The sequence below is a fragment of the Kaistia terrae genome (assembly GCF_026344005.1).
Lineage (GTDB): Bacteria > Pseudomonadota > Alphaproteobacteria > Rhizobiales > Kaistiaceae > Kaistia > Kaistia terrae.
This window is the reverse complement of record NZ_JAPKNH010000003.1, coordinates 95,208-113,218: the sequence shown is the minus strand read 5'-3', so window position 1 is coordinate 113,218 and position 18,011 is coordinate 95,208. Positions and strand designations below refer to the sequence as shown.

16 protein-coding genes and 1 tRNA gene are annotated in these 18,011 nt (G+C 63.4%); 9 read left to right on the top strand and 8 right to left on the bottom strand.

What is annotated here, in order from left to right:
• Positions 1-129: 129 nt before the first annotated feature.
• The 4 genes from OSH12_RS10270 (at position 130) to OSH12_RS10255 (ending at position 4,064) form a co-directional block, all read left to right on the top strand.
• Entirely contained in the window at positions 130-1,998 is a 1,869-nt protein-coding gene (locus OSH12_RS10270) for a TonB-dependent receptor plug domain-containing protein (protein ID WP_266343456.1), read from the top strand.
• Positions 1,986-3,032 carry a FecCD family ABC transporter permease gene (locus OSH12_RS10265; RefSeq protein WP_266343455.1) on the top strand — a complete coding sequence of 349 codons (1,047 nt, stop codon included), beginning with the start codon at positions 1,986-1,988 and terminating at the stop codon, positions 3,030-3,032. The genes OSH12_RS10270 and OSH12_RS10265 overlap by 13 nt, the downstream gene beginning before the upstream one ends.
• Entirely contained in the window at positions 3,032-3,805 is a 774-nt protein-coding gene (locus tag OSH12_RS10260) for an ABC transporter ATP-binding protein (RefSeq protein WP_266343454.1), read from the top strand. The genes OSH12_RS10265 and OSH12_RS10260 overlap by 1 nt, the downstream gene beginning before the upstream one ends.
• A gap of 112 nt (positions 3,806-3,917) precedes the next feature.
• The gene (locus tag OSH12_RS10255; protein WP_266343453.1) at positions 3,918-4,064 is read left to right on the top strand and encodes a hypothetical protein; all 147 of its coding nucleotides are present in this window, start codon (positions 3,918-3,920) and stop codon (positions 4,062-4,064) included.
• A 68-nt stretch (positions 4,065-4,132) separates the two neighbouring features.
• Here the strand turns inward: OSH12_RS10255 and cobD are convergent, their stop codons facing one another.
• Positions 4,133-5,152 (bottom strand): threonine-phosphate decarboxylase CobD, encoded by a 1,020-nt coding sequence (gene cobD, locus OSH12_RS10250; protein WP_266343452.1) that lies wholly within the window; start codon positions 5,150-5,152, stop codon positions 4,133-4,135.
• Positions 5,153-5,331: 179 nt separating this feature from the next.
• Here cobD and OSH12_RS10245 point away from each other — a divergent pair, with 179 nt between their 5' ends.
• From OSH12_RS10245 to OSH12_RS10235, 3 genes are read left to right on the top strand one after another with little or no spacing between them, the layout of a single operon-like run.
• Positions 5,332-5,751, top strand: coding sequence for an SxtJ family membrane protein (locus OSH12_RS10245; protein ID WP_266343451.1), 420 nt, complete (start codon positions 5,332-5,334; stop codon positions 5,749-5,751).
• Between the two features lie 49 nt (positions 5,752-5,800).
• The gene (locus tag OSH12_RS10240; RefSeq protein ID WP_266343450.1) at positions 5,801-5,950 is read left to right on the top strand and encodes a DUF5989 family protein; all 150 of its coding nucleotides are present in this window, start codon (positions 5,801-5,803) and stop codon (positions 5,948-5,950) included.
• Between the two features lie 13 nt (positions 5,951-5,963).
• Positions 5,964-7,796 carry a carbamoyltransferase family protein gene (locus OSH12_RS10235; protein WP_266343449.1) on the top strand — a complete coding sequence of 611 codons (1,833 nt, stop codon included), beginning with the start codon at positions 5,964-5,966 and terminating at the stop codon, positions 7,794-7,796.
• 15 nt (positions 7,797-7,811) lie between these two features.
• On the opposite strand, the gene OSH12_RS10230 is transcribed toward OSH12_RS10235, so the two are convergent.
• From OSH12_RS10230 to OSH12_RS10210, 5 genes are all read right to left on the bottom strand, one after another.
• Positions 7,812-9,278: a pectate lyase gene (locus OSH12_RS10230; RefSeq protein WP_266343448.1), complete on the bottom strand. Its 1,467-nt coding sequence runs from the start codon at positions 9,276-9,278 to the stop codon at positions 7,812-7,814.
• Positions 9,279-9,320: 42 nt separating this feature from the next.
• The gene (locus tag OSH12_RS10225) at positions 9,321-10,667 is read right to left on the bottom strand and encodes a GDSL-type esterase/lipase family protein (RefSeq protein ID WP_266343447.1); all 1,347 of its coding nucleotides are present in this window, start codon (positions 10,665-10,667) and stop codon (positions 9,321-9,323) included.
• A 110-nt stretch (positions 10,668-10,777) separates the two neighbouring features.
• Complete coding sequence (locus tag OSH12_RS10220) at positions 10,778-11,842, bottom strand: SGNH/GDSL hydrolase family protein (RefSeq protein WP_266343446.1); 1,065 nt, start codon at positions 11,840-11,842, stop codon at positions 10,778-10,780.
• Positions 11,843-11,945: 103 nt separating this feature from the next.
• Positions 11,946-13,196 (bottom strand): hypothetical protein, encoded by a 1,251-nt coding sequence (locus OSH12_RS10215; protein WP_266343445.1) that lies wholly within the window; start codon positions 13,194-13,196, stop codon positions 11,946-11,948.
• The gene (locus OSH12_RS10210) at positions 13,193-13,663 is read right to left on the bottom strand and encodes a hypothetical protein (protein WP_266343444.1); all 471 of its coding nucleotides are present in this window, start codon (positions 13,661-13,663) and stop codon (positions 13,193-13,195) included. Before OSH12_RS10210 ends, OSH12_RS10215 begins: the two co-directional genes overlap by 4 nt.
• Before the next feature lie 311 nt (positions 13,664-13,974).
• Between OSH12_RS10210 and OSH12_RS10205 the strand changes: the two genes are divergently transcribed.
• Both OSH12_RS10205 and OSH12_RS10200 read left to right on the top strand, forming a co-directional pair.
• Positions 13,975-15,774 carry a sensor histidine kinase gene (locus OSH12_RS10205; RefSeq protein WP_266343889.1) on the top strand — a complete coding sequence of 600 codons (1,800 nt, stop codon included), beginning with the start codon at positions 13,975-13,977 and terminating at the stop codon, positions 15,772-15,774.
• Positions 15,771-16,424 carry a response regulator gene (locus OSH12_RS10200; RefSeq protein WP_266343443.1) on the top strand — a complete coding sequence of 218 codons (654 nt, stop codon included), beginning with the start codon at positions 15,771-15,773 and terminating at the stop codon, positions 16,422-16,424. The genes OSH12_RS10205 and OSH12_RS10200 overlap by 4 nt, the downstream gene beginning before the upstream one ends.
• 258 nt (positions 16,425-16,682) lie before the next feature.
• Here OSH12_RS10200 and OSH12_RS10195 read toward each other — a convergent pair.
• Positions 16,683-16,756: transfer RNA gene (locus tag OSH12_RS10195), tRNA-Cys, on the bottom strand.
• Positions 16,757-17,000: 244 nt separating this feature from the next.
• Positions 17,001-17,867 (bottom strand): hypothetical protein, encoded by an 867-nt coding sequence (locus tag OSH12_RS10190; protein WP_266343442.1) that lies wholly within the window; start codon positions 17,865-17,867, stop codon positions 17,001-17,003.
• Positions 17,868-18,011 lie beyond the last annotated feature (144 nt).

Below are 18,011 nucleotides of genomic sequence, written 5' to 3'. Positions count from 1 at the left end.
GCGCTCCCGCTTGCAGTGACCAGGGTCCTCGTCTACCGCTTCTGAAGCGGGTGGCAAAGCCATCCGTGGGGTCCGGTACACAAAGGTGACGGGCGCGACGACCAGATCGATCCAAACCGAGGTCTGCCTATGTGTTTCTTTGAACGGCGCCGGGGGCGCGCCGCTCTTTCCCTTTTCGCGTCTCTTCCTCTCCTGCTGGCGGTGAATGCCGCGCACGCGGACGAACTCGAAGAGATTGTCGTCACCGCCTATCGCGGGCCGACCGACATTTCCAAATCGGGCAGTGCCATCACCGTCATTGATGGCGATCAACTGGATCATGCCGGCGCGGCGACGCTGGTCGACCTGTTCCGCAAGGTGCCGGGTGTGACAGTGACGCAGACTGGCGGCCCCGGCGGCACGACGGAAGTCGGCATTCGCGGCGCCGATGCCGGCCAGACCGTCGTGATGATTGATGGCGTGCGCGTCAACGATCCGGCTACGACGCGCGGCATTTTTGACTTTTCCGTCTTCTCGCCGACCGATATCGAGCGGATCGAGATCCTTCGCGGTCCGCAGAGCGCGCTCTACGGCTCCGACGCGATGGGCGGCGTGATCAACATCATCACCAAGAAGCGCACCGGCAAGATGACGGCCCGGCTCTCGGCCGAAGGTGGCAATTACGGTACGGCGGCTACCAACGGCGCGGTCGGCGGCAGCGTCGGGCCAGTCAGCCTTTCGGTCAGCGGCACCGCCTTCACCACGGACGGCTTTTCCCGCGTCGGCAACCGCGACTATGGCGAGGCGGACGGCACGCAGAAGCTCGCCGGTACGGCGCGCGCCAGCTACAATTCCGGCGAAGGGCAGGGCGTCGATTTTGGTGTCACGGCCTATCATCAGGATTCGGAAGTCGACAGCGGTTCGAAGGCCGCGAACGACCTGCCGGGTTATGACCGCAAGCGTGATGTCGTCTCCGGTTTCGGACGCTTCAACTTTGACGGTTTTGACGGGCGCCTGAACAACCAGTTCAACTTCTTTGCCGCCGACACATCGAGCGCCTATGTCGAGCCGAAACGCCGGACCAATTCCGACGGCACGAATTTCGGCGCCGAATACCAGGGCACGCTCGATCTGCAGGCTGCCGGGACTTTGATCTGGGGCGCGCGGGCGGAGCAGGAAGCCGCCGTCCAGCACACGCTCAAGACCGCGTCCGACGTTACCAATTTCGACGAGGATCGGACGCTTCTGGCGCTGTTCGCCATGCAGCAGTTCACGCTGTTCGACCGCCTCAATCTTTCGGTCGGCGGGCGCTATGACGAGGAAGTCGACGGCGAGGGCTTCCTGACGGGCCGCGCCACGGCCGCCTACAACTTCGACACGGGTACCAAGCTGCGCGGCAGCTTCGGCAATGCCGCCAAGCGCCCGACCATGTTCCAGCTCTACGAGGCCACCTACGGCAATCCGGACCTCGCGGACGAGGAAAGCTATGGCGGCGACATCGGCATCGACCAGGATCTTTGGGATGGCCGTCTGACCTTCTCGGCCAGCGGCTTCTGGAACCGCTACACCAACCTGATCCAGTTCGCGGATTCGAGCTACTACAACATCTCGAGCGCCGAGATGAGCGGTCTTGAGCTTTCCGCCGACGCTGTCTTGATCCCTTCGATCCTGAAGGCGACGGGCTCCTACACCTACCTGAAGGCCATCAACCTCGAAACCGACCGGCAACTCGCGCGGCGTCCGGAAAACAGCGGCTCCATCGGCCTCACCTTCACCGGCATTGAAGATTTCGAAATCGGCGTCAGCGCGACTTTCGTCGGCGACCGCTTCAACAGCGACTCGACCTCGATTGTCATGGCCAGCTACACCAAGCTCGACCTCAATGCGAGCTACGGGCTGAATCCGAATACCAGCCTCTATGCCCGCGTCGAAAACCTGACCGACGTGACCTACCAGGACGCAGACGGCTACAACAATGCCGGCCTGTCGGCCTATGCCGGATTGACATGGAAGCACTGACAACCAGGGCGATCGAGCTGAAGGGGCGGGGAGCGCGACAACGCCTTCTCGTTCCTGGGCTCGCCGTGCTTGTCTGTGTGCTGTTCCTGCTGTCACTCGGTGTCGGCCCCGTTTTCCTGCCGTTCCACGCGGTGGTTGACGGCCTGCTCGGCACCGGTGACGAGGCGGCCCGGTTGATCGTCCGCGAAATCCGCCTGCCGCGCGCCATCCTGTCGGTGGCGATCGGCTTTTCGCTTGGTCTGGCCGGCGCTTCGCTGCAAGGTCTCTTGCGCAATCCGCTGGCGTCACCGTCACTGTTCGGCGCGCCGTCAGCGGCGGCGTTTGGCGCCGTGCTCGTCATCGCCTTTGGCGTCTTCGACGCGCTCTCCTTCTTCCTGCCAATGGCGGCTATGCTCGGTGCCTTGCTCTCGGTCGGCCTGTTGCTGCTGATCGCCGGCCCGCGCGCCAGCCTTCTGGTGATCATTCTGGCTGGCCTCGCCATTTCCAGCCTGGCGGGCGCGGCCACCTCGCTTGCCCTCAATCTCGCGCCAAATCCGTTCGCAGCGCTGGAGATCGCCTTCTGGCTGCTCGGTTCGCTGGAAGATCGGAGCATGCAGCATGTCTGGATCGCGCTGCCCTTCATCATTGCCGGCTCGCTCCTCCTGTTCGTCGACGGCGCTGCGTTCCGGGCGCTGACGCTCGGCGAGGATGCGGCGGCCAGCCTCGGCATAAGGCTGAACCGGGTCCGGCTGCGCGTCGTGCTGGGCGTCGCGCTGGCGGTCGGCGGCGGTGTCGCGGTCGCGGGCACGATCGGCTTTGTCGGTCTTGTCGCACCGCATCTGGTGAGGCCCATGGTGCGAAACGACCCGGCGCGGTTGATGTGGCCAGCAGCGCTTGCGGGCGCGGCGCTGCTGACGGCGGCCGATGTTCTGGTCCGCACCATCCCGGCGCAGAACGAAATCAAGGTCGGCGTGGTCACGGCGCTGATCGGTGCGCCACTGTTTATCGTGCTCGTCTTCCGCCATCGCCGTTCGCTGACCGGGGAGGTGTCGTGATGACGGCTCTCCTGCGCGCAGAAGCTGTGGGCGCGACGCTCGGCCGGCGCAAGATTTTGAGCGACGTCGATCTCGGCGTGTCCGCCGGCGAACTGGTTGTGATCATCGGCGCCAATGGGGCGGGCAAGACGACGCTCGTGCGTCGGATGGCCGGGCTGCTCGACGGTGAAGGGACGGTTTTTCTCGGCGATCAGAAGGCTGAGGCTCTTTCGCCTCGGCTACGGGCGCGAAAAATCGGCTACCTGCCGCAGGGCCATGTCTTCCATTGGCCGCTCTCTGTCGCCGACGTCGTGGCGCTGGGTCGCATCCCGCATGGTGCTGGAGCGGCGGATCTCGGAATGGGGGACCGCGCAGCCGTGCTCGCGGCTTTGGATTCAACCGGGACAATGGCTTTCGCCGACCGCTCGGTGACGACGCTTTCGGGCGGCGAGCGCGCCCGTGTGGCGCTGGCGCGCGTGCTGGCCGGAGAACCGAAAATCATCCTCGCCGATGAACCGGTGGCGGCGCTCGATGCGCGCTATCAGTTCGTCGTGCTCGACCTGCTGCGGGCGCGGGCCGATGCCGGTTGCGCGGTTGTCGCCGTGTTGCACGACCTGTCTCTGGCCGCGCGCTATGCCGACAGGCTGGTGTTGATGAAGGATGGAAGGATCGTCGCGGAGGGCCCCCCGGAGGCGGTCCTAACGCATGAAAACCTGGCCGCGACCTTCGGCATCCGCGCCACCATTGAAACGATCGAGGGCCGGTTGATCGTGACGCCACAGGCCGCGCTCTAGATAAATTTCAAATGATTGTCTGCATTTGGCGGAAAGAGTGGATCCAAAAGCTGTCGAGCCCGTTGAGGGGCGTGACTTTTTGCATCCCCTCGCATTCGGTATCTGAGCCAGCATGAATAGAAATTCGCTCTATCTCCTCGTCGGAGCCCTGATCGTTGTTGTCATCGGCCTCGGCGCTTACGTCTACAATGAGCAGACCAAGCCGAAGGGCGTCGAAATCAAGCTCGACCAGTCCGGTATATCCGTCCAGGAAAATTGATGTTTTGGGGCGGGCGCGTCCCGCCCCGTCGATTCATGTCGGGTGAAGCCCGGTCGGGTCGCGGTTCTTTACGCGATCCGCGCCAGCGCTTTCGCCAGCCGCTCGAAGCCGTCGTCCGGCGGCAAGCCGATCCGGATGCGGTCTGGCTGGTCAGCGAAGATTCGGGTCCAGATACCGTCGCGTACCAAGGACTCATGTACCGCGATGGATCGCGGCGAGCGGATAAGCACGAAAAGGTCCGTTTCTCCCACGATTTCCAACCCTGCCTTTGTCAGTAGAGCTTCAAGCAGGACGCGCGCTGTCAGCAGCCGCTTGCGGGCGGCGATTTGCCAGGCTGAATCCGCCAGCGCCTGTCGGCCGATTGTTATCGCCGGGCCGGAGACCGGCCAGTCGCCGACGAGGTCGCGCATCCGTCCGACGAGGTCATCCGGGCCGATGACAAACCCCAGGCGCAGTCCCGCCAGCCCATAGAACTTGCCGAACGAGCGCAGCACGACCATTCGTTCGCCAGCGCTATGCGGCAAGACGGTGAGGGCAGGGGCGATATCTCCGAACGCCTCGTCTACGACAAGCAATCCACCGCGTGCGGCAACGGTTCGCGCCGTTGCAATCAGCTCTTCCGGCTGGATGCTGCGGCCATCGGGGTTGTTTGGATTGACGAGAACGACGATGGGCGCTGTCCGGACGCCCTCTTCCAGCGTCGCGACGGGCCAGACCATTCGTCCCGCCGCGCGCCAGGCTTCGGCATGGCCCGAATAGGTCGGCGACAGGATTGCGACATCACCGGTGGGCGCCAGCAGCGGCAGCAGGCGCAGCGCGAAGTCCGAACCCGGCACGGCAGCGACGGTGCTTTGGGCCGGGACCCCATAGGCAGTTCGAGCCGTGCCAATCAGTGCCGCGAGTGCCGCCGGATCGGGAAGGCGATGGAAATCGGCCTGGGAGATCGCCGACAGCGGATAGGGATGCGGATTGATGCCGGTCGAGAGATCCAGCCAGTCCTTGAGTGGCACGCCATAGCGTTCCGCCACGTCTGTCAGCGCGCCGCCATGGCGCGGAGCAAGGGAGTGTCTGGGCGAAAGATCCGGCATGGGCGACTTATCGCCTCGGTCGGGCAATCTTGCAATCGGCGGACGCAAGAACGATTGCCGACGTGCTCAGCCTGCATCAAGCCTGGCGTGGGCCGGCTAGCCGGGCCTATATCGATCGGCATATTGACCCAAGTCGCTGTAAATCGTTGTCTTTTGCCATGAAAAATGCGCAGAAATCCATGATCGAGCCACTGGTCGAGCACCTTCCCGAAGGGCCGACCAACCGCAGCTTCGGTTACACGGTCGGGAGCATCTTGATCGGGCTAATGCTGCTGCGGTGGGTTCTCTCCGGCTACTTCACGCCGATTTCGGCGGGCTTGACCGCCGTGGGCGCTGTGCTGGTGCTGCTGGCGCTTGTCGCGCCGAAAGCGCTCACCGTTCCAAACCGGCTCTGGATGAAGCTCGGTCTGCTGCTCTTCATGATCGTGAACCCGGTCGTCATGTTCCTGATCTACACCACGACCTTCGTGCCGATGGGGTTTGTCATGCGGTGGCGCGGGCACGACCCGCTGGCCGCTTCCTTCGACCGCAAGACTTCGACCTACTGGATCGATTGTGCCCCGAGCGCCGATCCCTCCGCCATGCGCAATCAGTTCTGACGTTTTCGAACCGGCGGATTCTCCGCCCACCAGCTATGGGAGATCGGAAATGGAAATGGCACGTGAAGTCTGGTCCTATATGGGGACCCGCAAGAAGTTCTGGCTTCTTCCGATCTTCGTGATGGTCGGAGTCTTTGGCACGCTCATCGTCCTTACCCAGGGGACGGCTGTGGCACCCTTCATTTACACGCTTTTCTGAGCGTGGCCGCATCATGCGCATCCTGGGCATTTCCGCCTTTTATCACGATAGCGCTGCGGCGCTTGTGGAGGACGGCCGCATCGTGGCCGCCGCGCAGGAGGAGCGGTTCACGCGCAAGAAGCATGATGCGGCGTTTCCCGCCAAGGCGGTCGCCTATTGCCTGGCCGAGGCGGGCTGTGGGATGGCAGACATCGACCATGTCGTGTTCTACGAGAAGCCCTTCGTAAAGTTCGAAAGACTACTCGAGACCTACCTGGCGACCAGCCCGCGCGGCTTTCGTTCCTTCCGGACGGCAATGCCGGTCTGGATTAAGGAGAAGCTCTTCCAGAAGAGCATGCTGCGCAAGCAACTCGGCAAAATCGGCGGCACCAAGTCCTGGTCGGGCTCGCTGTTGTTCACGGAGCATCATCTGGCCCATGCGGCCAGCGCCTATTTCCCGTCGCCGTTTCCAAGCGCTGCGGTTCTCACCATGGACGGAGTGGGGGAATGGTGCACCACGTCGCTGGGGCACGGCCGGGGCAACACGCTCAAGATGCTGAAGGAGATCCATTTTCCTCATTCGCTTGGTCTCCTCTATTCGGCCTTTACCTACTACACCGGCTTCAAGGTCAATTCGGGCGAGTACAAGCTGATGGGCCTCGCGCCCTATGGCCAACCGCGTTTCGTCCAGACCATCATGGACAATCTCATTGACCTGAAAGAGGACGGATCCTTCCGGCTCGATCAGCGCTATTTCGACTATTGCACCGGGCTCACCATGACCTCGGCGGCGTTTCACCAGCTGTTCGGCGGCCCGCCGCGCAGTCCGGAATCGCCACTGACGCAGCGCGAGATGGATCTCGCCGCTTCCATCCAGGTGGTGACGGAGGAGATCGTGTCGCGGCTCGCCCGCTTCGCGCGGCAGGAGACCGGCGAAACTCGCCTCTGTCTCGCCGGTGGCGTAGCGCTGAACTGTGTCGCCAACGGCAAGTTGCTCAAGCAGGGCCTGTTCAAGGACATCTGGATACAGCCCGCGGCGGGTGACTCGGGTGGTGCGCTCGGCGCGGCGCTCGCCGTCTGGTACGAATATCTGGGCAATGCGCGCAGCGTGAATGGCGACGATGCGATGGCTGGCGCCTACCTCGGCCCAGCCTACGGCCAGAACGAGATCGAAGGCCGCCTCGCCGCGATGGGGGCTGTCTACAGCGTCGTCGGCGACGACGACCTGATCGCAAGCACCGTGGACTCGCTCATCGAGGAAAAGGCCGTCGGTTGGATGCAGGGGCGGATGGAGTTCGGGCCGCGTGCGCTCGGCGGGCGTTCGATCCTCGGCGATCCGCGCTCGCCCACCATGCAGAAGACCTTGAACCTCAAAGTGAAATACCGTGAAAGCTTCCGTCCTTTCGCCCCCTCCGTGCGACGCGAGGACGTTGCGGAGTGGTTCGACATCGACGCCGACAGCCCGTACATGCTGCTCGTTGGCGACGTCCTTGATTCACAGCGCCTCCGGCCAAACCGCGAAGACACCGACCTCTTCGGCCTTGATAGGCTCAATGTGGCGCGCTCAAAGATCCCGGCTGTCACTCATGTCGACTATTCGGCTCGTGTCCAGACGGTCCATCGCGACACCAATCCGCGCTATTGGGATTTGCTGAGCGCCTTCAAGAACCGGACCGGCTGCCCAGTTCTGGTCAATACGAGCTTCAACGTGCGCGGCGAGCCGATAGTCTGCACGCCCGAGGATGCATATCGCTGCTTCATGGGCACCGAGATCGAGCGCCTGGTGGTCGGCAATTGCGTGCTCCGGAAGGAAGAGCAGCCGGAAGCGCTCCGACACGACTACAAGGAGCGCTTCGAGCTCGACTAGCCTTACGCCTGGCCGCTAGGGCCTTTGATCTTCGGTCCGCGGCGGCCCCAGCGCGCGGACAGCGCGGATGAAGGTGCCGCTTCGGATCCAGCCGTCCTCGACAATCCTTCCCTCGCGATCGATCTGTTCCAGCGATGGATCGATTTCGTGGAGAGCGTAGGGGGTCGGCTCGAAGACCCAGTCCCAGCCTTCGAATACGTTGGGCCGTTCTCCGGCCGCGATGCGGTCCACCAAAGCGAGCGTGGCATCGATGCCGAACGCGCCGGAAAGGCCGTAGCCGCGATGGAGATCCTTGGCCTCGTAGGAGAGATGGTCGTCGCGGTCCACATAGAGCGGGCGGTTCGTTCCCAATTCATAGAAGCGCGCCCAGTCGCCTGACGGGCGCCGGCTCTTGCGAAGCCAGTCCGCGGCCTGGACCGCGCCGTCGAGATAGCGTCGCTCGCCCGTCTGGAGATAGAGTGCCAAAAGCGCCTCGATAGCGCCGGCAGTCTCGCGCGAGGCGACGGCCGGCGGCTCGAACTTGCGGCCCCAGATGGGCTCCAGATCGAGATTGTAGGTTTGCGCCCATCCCCGCTGCGGCGCCGGCAGTTGCGCGGCGAGCAGGAAATCCCCGGTCCGCCGCGCCGCCGCGATCAGAACCTCGCGCTCGAGATAATGGTTTGCGGCGAGCAGCAGGCGCATCATGTCGCGGACGAGCTGGTCGTTCAGCACGAGCGCGGAGTTGGGTGGCTTCTCCCATTCGCGCGACCATGACCGGGGCAGCCTCGCCTGCCACGCCGCGGCGAAGCGGCGATGGGAAAGGACGCGATCCAGGAAGACCGGCCAGGCTCCATTGGGATATTGCGCCTTGAGCAGCCGGTCGAGGCCGTACTGCACGGCTTCGCGCACATCGGGGTTCTGGCCTTGGGTGACTGTATCGTACCACATCAGGAAGCCGAGATTGCTCTGAGTGATGTTGTCGTCGAGCGTGGCGTTGTTGCGTACCCTGTTATCTTCGAGCTTCTTGCAGGCGTCGGCATTCGCGACGACAACGCGATAGCACCAATCCGCGCGACGGTCCGGGTCCGTTTCGGTGTAGTTGTACCATCCGCCGGACAAGAGCTGTCCCTCGATCGTCGCCTTCGCCGCCGCGCCCGCCGCCGCGAGCCAGCGAGGATCTTTGGTGATCTCGTAAAGGCGAAGGAAGGCGGCGCCGACTCCGGGCGTTCCCGGCGGCTGGTTCCAGATGACGCCTGCCTCAACCTCGCCGCCTTCGCCACGACGGACCGCGAGGTCGGCCGAGTAGGCGTAGACATAGCCGCCGGCGGTCGCCAGATGCGTGGCGAAATAGTCGGCCATCCGCTCGACGGACGCGATGTGGCCGGCAGGCGCGGGCGAGGCGTCGGCCGCCGTCCCGAAAGTGAGCGTTGCGGCCAGTCCAATCGCGAGTAGCAGGGCGTGGGTTCCCGACGCTTTGCCTCGCGATCTCGAAAAGCTACGCATGGCGTGTCCGCTCCCGAACTATTCGCTGGAAAGTGGTCTGAGCTAGCGCCTTAGCCGGCCGGCCTCGACCTCTGCCCCCAGAGCATGGTCCCTGGACGCGAGGTTCTGCGCGATCACGTTCGCGGCGACGATGGCGCCCTCTGTGCTGAAATGGCTGTCCGCGGCGTACATGCGGATCGGCTCGGCCTCGTCGCGAAAGGCTTCGTAGAGGTCGATCACCTGGATCCCTTCGGCCGCCGCCGCGTCGAGCACCAGCGCGCGGAGCTCATCGAATGCGGGATCGGTCGATCGCCGGCTCAGGAAGCGGTCGACCCGCGGTACATAGGCGATGGCGAACCTTCCGCCCCAGCTTGTCGAGATGGCCTTGGCCTGGCGCAGCGTGTCCTGGAATTCCGGTATCGTGCGGGTGATCTTGGGATAGACTAGGCCAAGCCTTGTCAGGGTCAACTGGAGGGCAAAGAAGTTGCGCAGCATCTCGGTCCGGGTCAAAAGATCGACGAAGGTGATCTGATCCCGGCTCGCCTTCTCCATCGCCGCGCGCGCCTGCTCCATCGGTTTGCTCGCCGCGGCCTGCGCGCCGTAGTCGGCGCCTGGCGCCAGCGCTTCGCGGAGCCAGGGCTTCCCTAACTCCGTTTCGAAGTTCTCCCAGTCGTTGCCTTCGAAGAATACCATCACGATGTGGCGGGGCCGAAAAGTCTCGCCGAAGCGGCCGAGTGTCGCGAGTTCGAGCAGGGGGCCATTGCCCCTTATACCCATGCCGGCGGTGACCAACCCACGCTCTCGCAAGCGGGAGGCGAGGTCCTGGCCGGGTGGCAGGCAGATACCCTCGACGAATGAGTCGCCCAGGAGCATCAACTCCATGGGGGCGTCGTAGACCATGTTGGGGTTGTTGAACCCATAGCGATCGGCTGTGTACATCACCGGCTTGTCGCTTGGCGTGCACAGGATAACCTTGGTGTTCGGGAAGCCGGACAGGAGGGCCGCCGACAGCTTGTCCGTGCCGGACATGCGGTTGAGGCGGTTCAGTGTGAAGCCGCGGACGAAGTCGCCGTCGCGCGCCATTGTCTCCTGCTTTTCGTCGCTCAGTTGCCCGAGCATCGCCAGCCGGACCGGCACAGACTGCACCGTCAGTAGCGCCTCGCAGGCAAAGAGCGCCAGCAGGGCAGTCAGCCCGGAAATGCCCGCGGCCGCGGCCCAATCAGGCTTTGCGAGAATGCCCGTTGCAAGAAAGAGAACGCCCAGCACCCCGGGTATGACGATGTAGCGGATGAATTGTCGGGGTTCCGAACCAAACGCTTCGAAGTTCAGCAGCGCATAGGCCGGGCTCAGCAGCAGATAGAGCGCCAGCAAAACGCAAGTTGTGAGGCCGACTTTCCGCGAGGTTGCCAAGGTGTGATCCGGTGGGAAGCAAACATCTCCCAGTCCTCGAATACTCGGTGAGAATTCCGACCGGGTCCATCGCGGCCGCATCAACTTCTCTTGAAGCGCCAGCGGCTGGTTCAGCGCCAGCTTCCTGCCGAACCGGCCGCTCCTATATAGGAGGCCGAATGGGCATCGGTGTCGGCCGGCGGCGCATGATAGAGCTCGGGAAATGTGCTCATGAGCTTGTCGGCGATCGACGCCGCAAAGCGGAGATTGGCGATCCGATTCGGATGTGCGTCGGTCGGGGAGACCCAGAGGCTGGCTGGCTCGAGATCCCGGATGGATGGCAACAGGTCGAGGAAGGGAACGCGGTTCGCTTCGGCCGCCGCCGCGACGCCCGCCGTCACTTCCGGGAACGGGTAGTCGCGCAATTGATGCAGTTCTGGGTAGTTGACGACCAGCAGCTTGATGTCGTTCTCGCGGCAATAGTCCGCCAGCCGCCGGATCTCTTCCTGCGCCGCCGTCCAATCCTGCGCGCCATTCCGATAGAGGTCACGATAATAGGTCTTCCAGTCGGCCTTTCCGAAATATTGTCTGGAGAGCTTGTCTATGGTCGAGGCGAAGAAGACGTAGGCGTAGGAATACTCGCGCCATAGGGCGGACCGGCGTTTTGGTGACGGTTCCGCGTCGTTGATGAAGTAGTTGAGTACGACCATGTCCGGCTTCAGTTCCCGGCCCCTGTCGAGGAAATAGGCAACCTCCATCACGGTGTTGTAGTTGCCGACGCCCGTATTGATGACCTCGTCCCGCGGCGTGGCCTCGTCTCCGTTGAGCCGGGTCTCCAGAAGCTTGGCGGGCGTGTCCTCCGCCTTCACTCCCCAGCCGAAGGTCAGCGAGTCGCCCAGCATGAGCGTGCGGATCTTGCCCGGCTGCTTCTCGACCGTGATGTCGCGGTCGCGCAGGCCGAGCGCGTTGATTTGAACGGGCACGCCCATGTAGACACCGCCGGTTCCAGGCCGGTGCTCGTGGCCGATCTCCGCATTGTCGCTGACGCGCTTGATGTCGCGCGCGTACTTCCACATCTCGACATCGAAATCCATTCCGTCGTCGAGCACCCAGCGCGCCGCGCCCTCGATCAGCAGGCCGCCGACGATGACGCTTGCCACGATGGACAAGATTGCGGCGCGGATCGGCGATCTCACGGATGGGCCCCTCGACGCATCGACACCCGGTGCGGGAGACAACTCCTGACTCTCGGGCTTTGTACTGGCGCGTTCCGGGGAGCGTAGGATGTCGCGTGCGGGATCATGGTGCATGGGCAGCCTTCACCAATTCGAGGTAGCCTTCGGCCAGCTTGCATTTCGGAATGATGGGAGTGGGGGGCCGGAAGCTCCGCGCCGGCATTGACGTGACCGCCGTCATCGGTCCGCGAGGCCATTCAGCGACCATCCAGCGCTCGAGTGCCTCCGCGACGACGAAGTGGCCATAGGGGGTCAGGTGCTTGTCGACGATGCCATAGGTCCGGTTCGGATCCTCCGCCGCGAGCACGGGTGTCATGTCGAGCAGGTAGACACCAGGCGTAGCCTCTGCGAACGCCTTCAGCATGGCGCGCTGGCGCTTCGGGTCCATGCCGTCGTCCCGCCCCGCCATCTCCGCCCATGAGGGCAGCACGAGAACGAGCAGGTCGGCCCCGTAGGATTTGGTGTCCTTTGCCAGCATCGTGAGCAGGCGGTGCGTGACCTCTATGGCGCCATCGATATTCCGCCGCGCGTCCCAATTGCCGAAATAGGGACGGACCGCGATGTTGTAGATCCAGGGATAGACCTTGCTGTGGTTCCAGAAGAACGTGTGGAGCCTTACCAGTGGCTTGACCGAGTCCTTGGGCGTTCCGACTGCTGGCTTGATGTTGATGACGACCGTGTCGCCGCTCAGCGTGGCGCGTTCGACATTGTCGTCGAGGTCGGTGCTCAGTGAATATTGCTGGATCACCAGGTCGTGGGGCAGGGTCGGCGCCTTCTCCTCGTAGAGTCGGATGGTATGCGCCTGGCCATAGCCTCCCACGCCGTAGTTGCGGAACGACCATTCCGGGTGCCAGCCATCCATCAGATCGGTGTAGGTCTCATTCTCGTTGACCAGGCTGCCGCGCGTCATGGAATCGCCGAGCACGAGTACCGGCCGGCCGTTCGTTCTGTAATTGTCTCGGAATCCCTCGGCGTTGATGCGTACATAGGACCAGGGATCGACCGTGCTGTAGCGCTCGAAATAGCTATTGCCGGGGTACTCGGTATAGCCGTACGCGGCATGCGGACGATGCCGCTCATGGATCGCGGTGCAGTAGCGATACTCGCCTTCGCCGGTCTGGACCTGTAGGCGCGGGACACTGCGCAGCACCAGTTCTGCGCCGACGAGCACGAGCATTATCGAAGCCAGCACGAGCAGCGCGTTGCCGATATTGATCCTGGATCGTGGCGGAATCGTCGTTTCAACGTCCTCATGTCCCTTGGCGCCGCGCCGCGCTGTCTCGTCGTCTCCGGCCCGCGTTTCGATGGAGGTCATGCTCTCTGGAACTCCGGAAGCCTGCCGTGCGGACGGACGTGAAGCGGCTCATGCCGTCGCAGGTTCTGGCTACCGACCGGCCACTGTCCAAGGGAGCGGAAAAGCGCCTCCTGGCCCATGCGGGTCAGTAGCGTGTGGGTCGGCCAGATCACTTCGGGATCGACGCCGAGGTCCAGGACGGCTTGGCGAAAGCGCGCCGTGGCGACGAGGATTGCATCGGCCGACAGCACGGCGTCCCGCACCCGCTCATCGTCTCCAATTGGCAGATAGGCGACGCCAGGGATGGTCAGCGGCATGCGGGCGACGACCGGATCGAGTACACGGTTCGCGGCGCCAGGCTCCACGCCGTTCATCACGAGCGCAATCAACCCCGATCGACTTGCGCGATAGGCACAGCGCAACAGTTGAACCGGCGGCCTACCTTTCACATCCAGTGAAATCTCGATTGCAGCCCAGTTTTGCATCATTTCTCTCCATGTCGGAGTGAAATACTTCTGTTGGGAAATCCGGGTTGTTCGAAAGGCATGTTTTCACGCAGCCGACATCAAGACGGATATTGGCGGTGATCTTACTCCAGGGGTCGGGAGCTCCCTATATATCGGAGGTTCTATAGGTCTACTGGGGGCGTTGTGGATGAGTGGCGCCGGGAGTAGTCTCGGTAGATCGCCTGCCGCGACCGCCGACCTGTGACGTGCCCAAACTCCCAGGCATAGAGTTGCCCGGCAAGGGAGCGTTTGGCGGGGCGGCTGCTTCGGACGGACGGAGAGTGGCTGTGTCGATGCTAACGCGCTTTCCAGGAGGCCAAACCAGCCACGCCAAGATCGCGCCGTTCGCCGCGTCCAAGCCGCGCCACGCCGGTCCGCTAGATGCGGCGCTCGGCCGGGCAACCTTGATCAACACCTTCCGCGCCCGTTCGGACCGGGTAATCGCGATCGGCAGAATTTTGCTGGCGATCGGCAGTTTCTACATCGCCTGGCTCGACACCGAGCATGCGCCGCGTTCTTCTGAACTCATCATTGTGCTCCTGCTCGGCTATCTGTCCTATGCCGTAATCGCCGCGGTTCTGGTGTGGCGGACCGAGGTGCCCCGCGTCCGTGGGACATTGGTCCGGCACGTCATCGACATGATCGCCTTCACCGTCTTCATGGCCCTGACAGATGGAGCGTCCAGCCCCTTCTTCATGTTCATGCCCTTCACTCTCCTGTCGGCCACGCTGCATTGGCGCTGGCGCGGGGCGCTGTGGACCGGGCTGATCTGTGTGTCGGTGCTTCTGGTGCTCGTCGCGACCGATACGACGGCGCTCATCGATCCGGATGCCGACGCGACGACCGATGTCTCGCGGATCCTGTTCATGTTGGTGTCCGGAATCCTGCTCGTCTGGCTCGGCGCCCACCAGGAGGAGGTGCGCACCGAACTACTGCGGCTGGTGGAGAAAACGCCGGCTGTTCCCGAGGGGCGAGAATGGCCGGCTAAGGTCGCGCTCGACTATGCGGCGCATGTGATGCGGGTGCCCCGAGCGCTCTTGATCTGGAGTGACGGCGAGGAGCCGTGGACCTATCTGGCAGTCTGGGACCAGGGCGCGTCCGAGGTCATCCGCTTGCCGCCCGGCAGCTATATGCCCTGGACGAGCGAGGCGCTTCAGCATGCGAGCCTGCTGATCGCCGACGCCCCGTCGTCGCGCCTGCTCATTCACAAGGGGGAAGGGCGGTTCGACCGGGGCACCGGCGAGCCCGGCCAGATTTCGCCGGCGCTGGTTGCCGAGTTTTCTATGGGCTCCGCGGTGTCCGTGGCATTCACCGTGGGTGATCTTGAGGCGCGGCTGTTCCTGCTCGATCCGGCACCGCTGAAGCTGGATGATGTCGCGATCGCCGAGATCGTCGCCGACAGGCTCAAGGCGCTGTTCCATCAAGCGTTCCTCGTGCGCAAGCTGAGCGACGCAGCCGCGGTCGAGGAGCGGATCCGAATCGGCCGCGACCTGCATGACGGGGTGCTGCAGTCTCTGGCCGGCACGGCGCTGCAGCTGCAGGCGTTGCGGTCGCAGGATCCGGACGCCGCCCAAACGCTCAACGAACGCCTGATGGCAATCCAGACCATGCTTGCTGACGAGCAGCGCGAGCTGAGGTTTTTCATCCGTGCACTGGAGCCCACGCAGGCGTCGAGCAATGGCGGCGACTATCGTCTCCGGGAGCAATTGGAAGCGCTCGTGCAGCGGCTCAGGCAGCAATGGCTGATCGACGCCCACCTCACGCTCGATCCTGTCGATATGCGGATGCCAGCCATGATGGTCTATGAGTTGACCCGGATGATCTCCGAGGCGACGGCCAACGCCGTGCGCCACGGCGCTGCTCGCACGGTCCGCATCGGCCTTGTCCTGGAGGGCGAGGCAGTGGCGTTGACGATTGACGACAACGGATCCGGCTTCGGTTACGGCCGATGTTTCGAGCATGCGGAACTTGAAGCCGAGAATCTCGGTCCGCGCAGCCTGCGCCAGCGCGCGGCCGCACGGTGTGGAACACTATCAATCGATCGGGTGGCTCAATGGACACGGATCATCGTCAAGCTGCCGCTGCACCGGTGACGCTGCGCCTCGTCATCGTCGACGATCACCTGATCGTACTCGACGGACTCCGCCGCATGATCGAGACGGAACCGGGCTGGAGCGTCACGGCGATCTGCCAGAGCGCCGCTCACGCGATAGAGGTCGTCGAGGCCCAGCCCGTGGACATGGTGGTGCTGGATCTGCGCATGCCCGAGATGGGCGGCCTCGATCTGATCCGCCGTCTGCGCGCCTATCGGCCTACGCTGCCGCTGGTGGTGCTGACGGCAGACATCAGCGACGAGGATTTGGCCGAAGCGACGCGGCTTGGCGTGAACGGCGTCGTCCTCAAAGAGCAGGCGCCCACTGTGCTGCTTGACTGCATCCGGACAGTGTTTGCGGGCGAGACGTATTTCGCCGACCAGAGCCTTGAGGCTGCGTTTGATCGTCTCCACCAGCGTGACGTCGAGCGGGACGGCATCTTGAAGCTTCTGACTCCCCGCGAGGTTGAGGTCTCGCGCCTTGCGGCTGCCGGCTTCAGGAGCCGGGATATCGGCTCCCGGCTTGGCATCTCCCCAGGAACGGTGAAGCTGCACCTACACAGCATTTACAGCAAGCTCGACATCACCAGCCGGGTCGAACTCGCCAACCTGTCCCAACGCATGCATTTGGATCTCGAGGGTTCGGCCTGAGAAAAGCGACGAGGACAAGGGAGGCCAGCGGCGAGCCCTGTTTTTCGAAGGATGGACGCGGCCGACACAAACCCTAGGCCCGTTAGCCTGCATCCAAACTTGAGTCCTGCCCAGCGTTGCCATGTCGCGTGGACTTGCCGTGGTCCACTGGGAATCGTTGGAAACACCAGGAATCCAGACAGAACACGCGCACGAAATGCATGCCAAGATGCGTCGGAGGAGGGGGCCTTAAGGGCTTGATATCACAAGCAAAACGAGTGGAGGCCTCGCCCGGAATCGAACCGGGATGCAAGGATTTGCAGTCCTCTGCGTAACCATTCCGCCACGAGGCCATCTCGTTGACATTCAGCCCGAAGGGCGAACATCCAGCAGATCCGTTCCTTGCATCCGAAGATGTTCGGGACCGGCAAAACGCTCAAGCCAGCATCGCTTCCTTGACCGTGTGGGGCTTCTACAAGCTACCGACCGCGACGTCTAGTCCGAACGTCGGTGATCTCCGCCAAAGCCTGTGGAGTATGTTTGACGCAGCGCATTCCGAAGCGGAGGCAGCCATTCGCCGCCCCCGCCTAGGACCGTTTAGCGAGTGACGGCCTTGCCGCTGACGACTTCGAGCACGGCGCCGGTCTCGAGATCGACGCGGTAGATCTCGCGCGTCACGTTGCCGGAAAAGGCCAGTTCGACGATCGATACCGTCTTGAAGGTCGTCGGGATGCCTTCCGGCAGGATCTGGTTGAACTGCTCGGCGAGCGCACCCATCGACTGCTGGATCTCTGGCGAGAAGGTCTTGGTGCTGTAGACCAGCGTGTTGTGCGGGTTGTGCGGACGCAGTTCTTCGCCGTTCTTCACGACGTTGACGCCGCTGACGCCGACCGTCTTGACCAGTTCCTTGCCGGCATCCGCCATCTTGGCGAAGACGGGGCCGGTGACGCGGGGCAGCGGGCCGTCGCGCAGCGGTGCGAGGGCCGCCGTCGCAACGGTGTTGTAGGCCATCATCTGCTCGAAGCCGTCGCCTTCCTTGACGATGCCGAGGTCGAGCCACCAGGGCTGGCCGGCGCCCTTGGCGGCTTCGGTCGTGTAGAACTTCTTCAGCGTGACGCTGAGCGGCTTCGGCGGCGTGGGCAGCGCTTCCAGCATCTTGGCGGGCGTCGTGGGGTCGGCGTTGTGGATGTGGACAACGGTGACATGCGGGATGTTGGTGCGGATGGCATCCGTCTCGAGGCCGAGCGTCAGCAGCCGCTCATTGAGCATGCCGCCGAGCGAACGGTGCAGGGTCTCGTTGACATCTGCGGGCAAGGTATAGACGAGGCCGAAGGTACGCTCGTGCTGACGAAATTCGGTGCTTTCAAGTGCACTATTGTCGATCTTCGACTCTGCGACAGCATATTGGACCGTGGAAAGGCTCAGAATGGCGAATGCTGCGCCATAGAGTGTCTTGCGAACCATCTTCGGTGTCCCCTTTAGGTTGATGCTCATCAAGCAGACGAGGTGCAGCCGAGTACGGCTACACCGCGTTTCACGCGGGTCCTATGGACAGCCTATGTAACAGGAGGATGATGGCGGAGCGCCACTACACCCGTTGAGGAGCGA

What these genes read in the sequence shown, in the direction of transcription:
- OSH12_RS10270 (WP_266343456.1), top strand. Translation starts at nt 130, where the DNA reads ATGTGTTTCTTTGAACGGCGCCGGGGGCGCGCCGCTCTTTCCCTTTTC.
- OSH12_RS10265 (WP_266343455.1), top strand. Translation starts at nt 1,986, where the DNA reads ATGGAAGCACTGACAACCAGGGCGATCGAGCTGAAGGGGCGGGGAGCG.
- OSH12_RS10260 (WP_266343454.1), top strand. Translation starts at nt 3,032, where the DNA reads ATGACGGCTCTCCTGCGCGCAGAAGCTGTGGGCGCGACGCTCGGCCGG.
- OSH12_RS10255 (WP_266343453.1), top strand. Translation starts at nt 3,918, where the DNA reads ATGAATAGAAATTCGCTCTATCTCCTCGTCGGAGCCCTGATCGTTGTT.
- cobD (WP_266343452.1), bottom strand. Translation starts at nt 5,152, where the DNA reads ATGCCGGATCTTTCGCCCAGACACTCCCTTGCTCCGCGCCATGGCGGC.
- OSH12_RS10245 (WP_266343451.1), top strand. Translation starts at nt 5,332, where the DNA reads ATGATCGAGCCACTGGTCGAGCACCTTCCCGAAGGGCCGACCAACCGC.
- OSH12_RS10240 (WP_266343450.1), top strand. Translation starts at nt 5,801, where the DNA reads ATGGAAATGGCACGTGAAGTCTGGTCCTATATGGGGACCCGCAAGAAG.
- OSH12_RS10235 (WP_266343449.1), top strand. Translation starts at nt 5,964, where the DNA reads ATGCGCATCCTGGGCATTTCCGCCTTTTATCACGATAGCGCTGCGGCG.
- OSH12_RS10230 (WP_266343448.1), bottom strand. Translation starts at nt 9,278, where the DNA reads ATGCGTAGCTTTTCGAGATCGCGAGGCAAAGCGTCGGGAACCCACGCC.
- OSH12_RS10215 (WP_266343445.1), bottom strand. Translation starts at nt 13,196, where the DNA reads ATGACCTCCATCGAAACGCGGGCCGGAGACGACGAGACAGCGCGGCGC.
- OSH12_RS10210 (WP_266343444.1), bottom strand. Translation starts at nt 13,663, where the DNA reads ATGATGCAAAACTGGGCTGCAATCGAGATTTCACTGGATGTGAAAGGT.
- OSH12_RS10205 (WP_266343889.1), top strand. Translation starts at nt 13,975, where the DNA reads ATGCTAACGCGCTTTCCAGGAGGCCAAACCAGCCACGCCAAGATCGCG.
- OSH12_RS10190 (WP_266343442.1), bottom strand. Translation starts at nt 17,867, where the DNA reads ATGGTTCGCAAGACACTCTATGGCGCAGCATTCGCCATTCTGAGCCTT.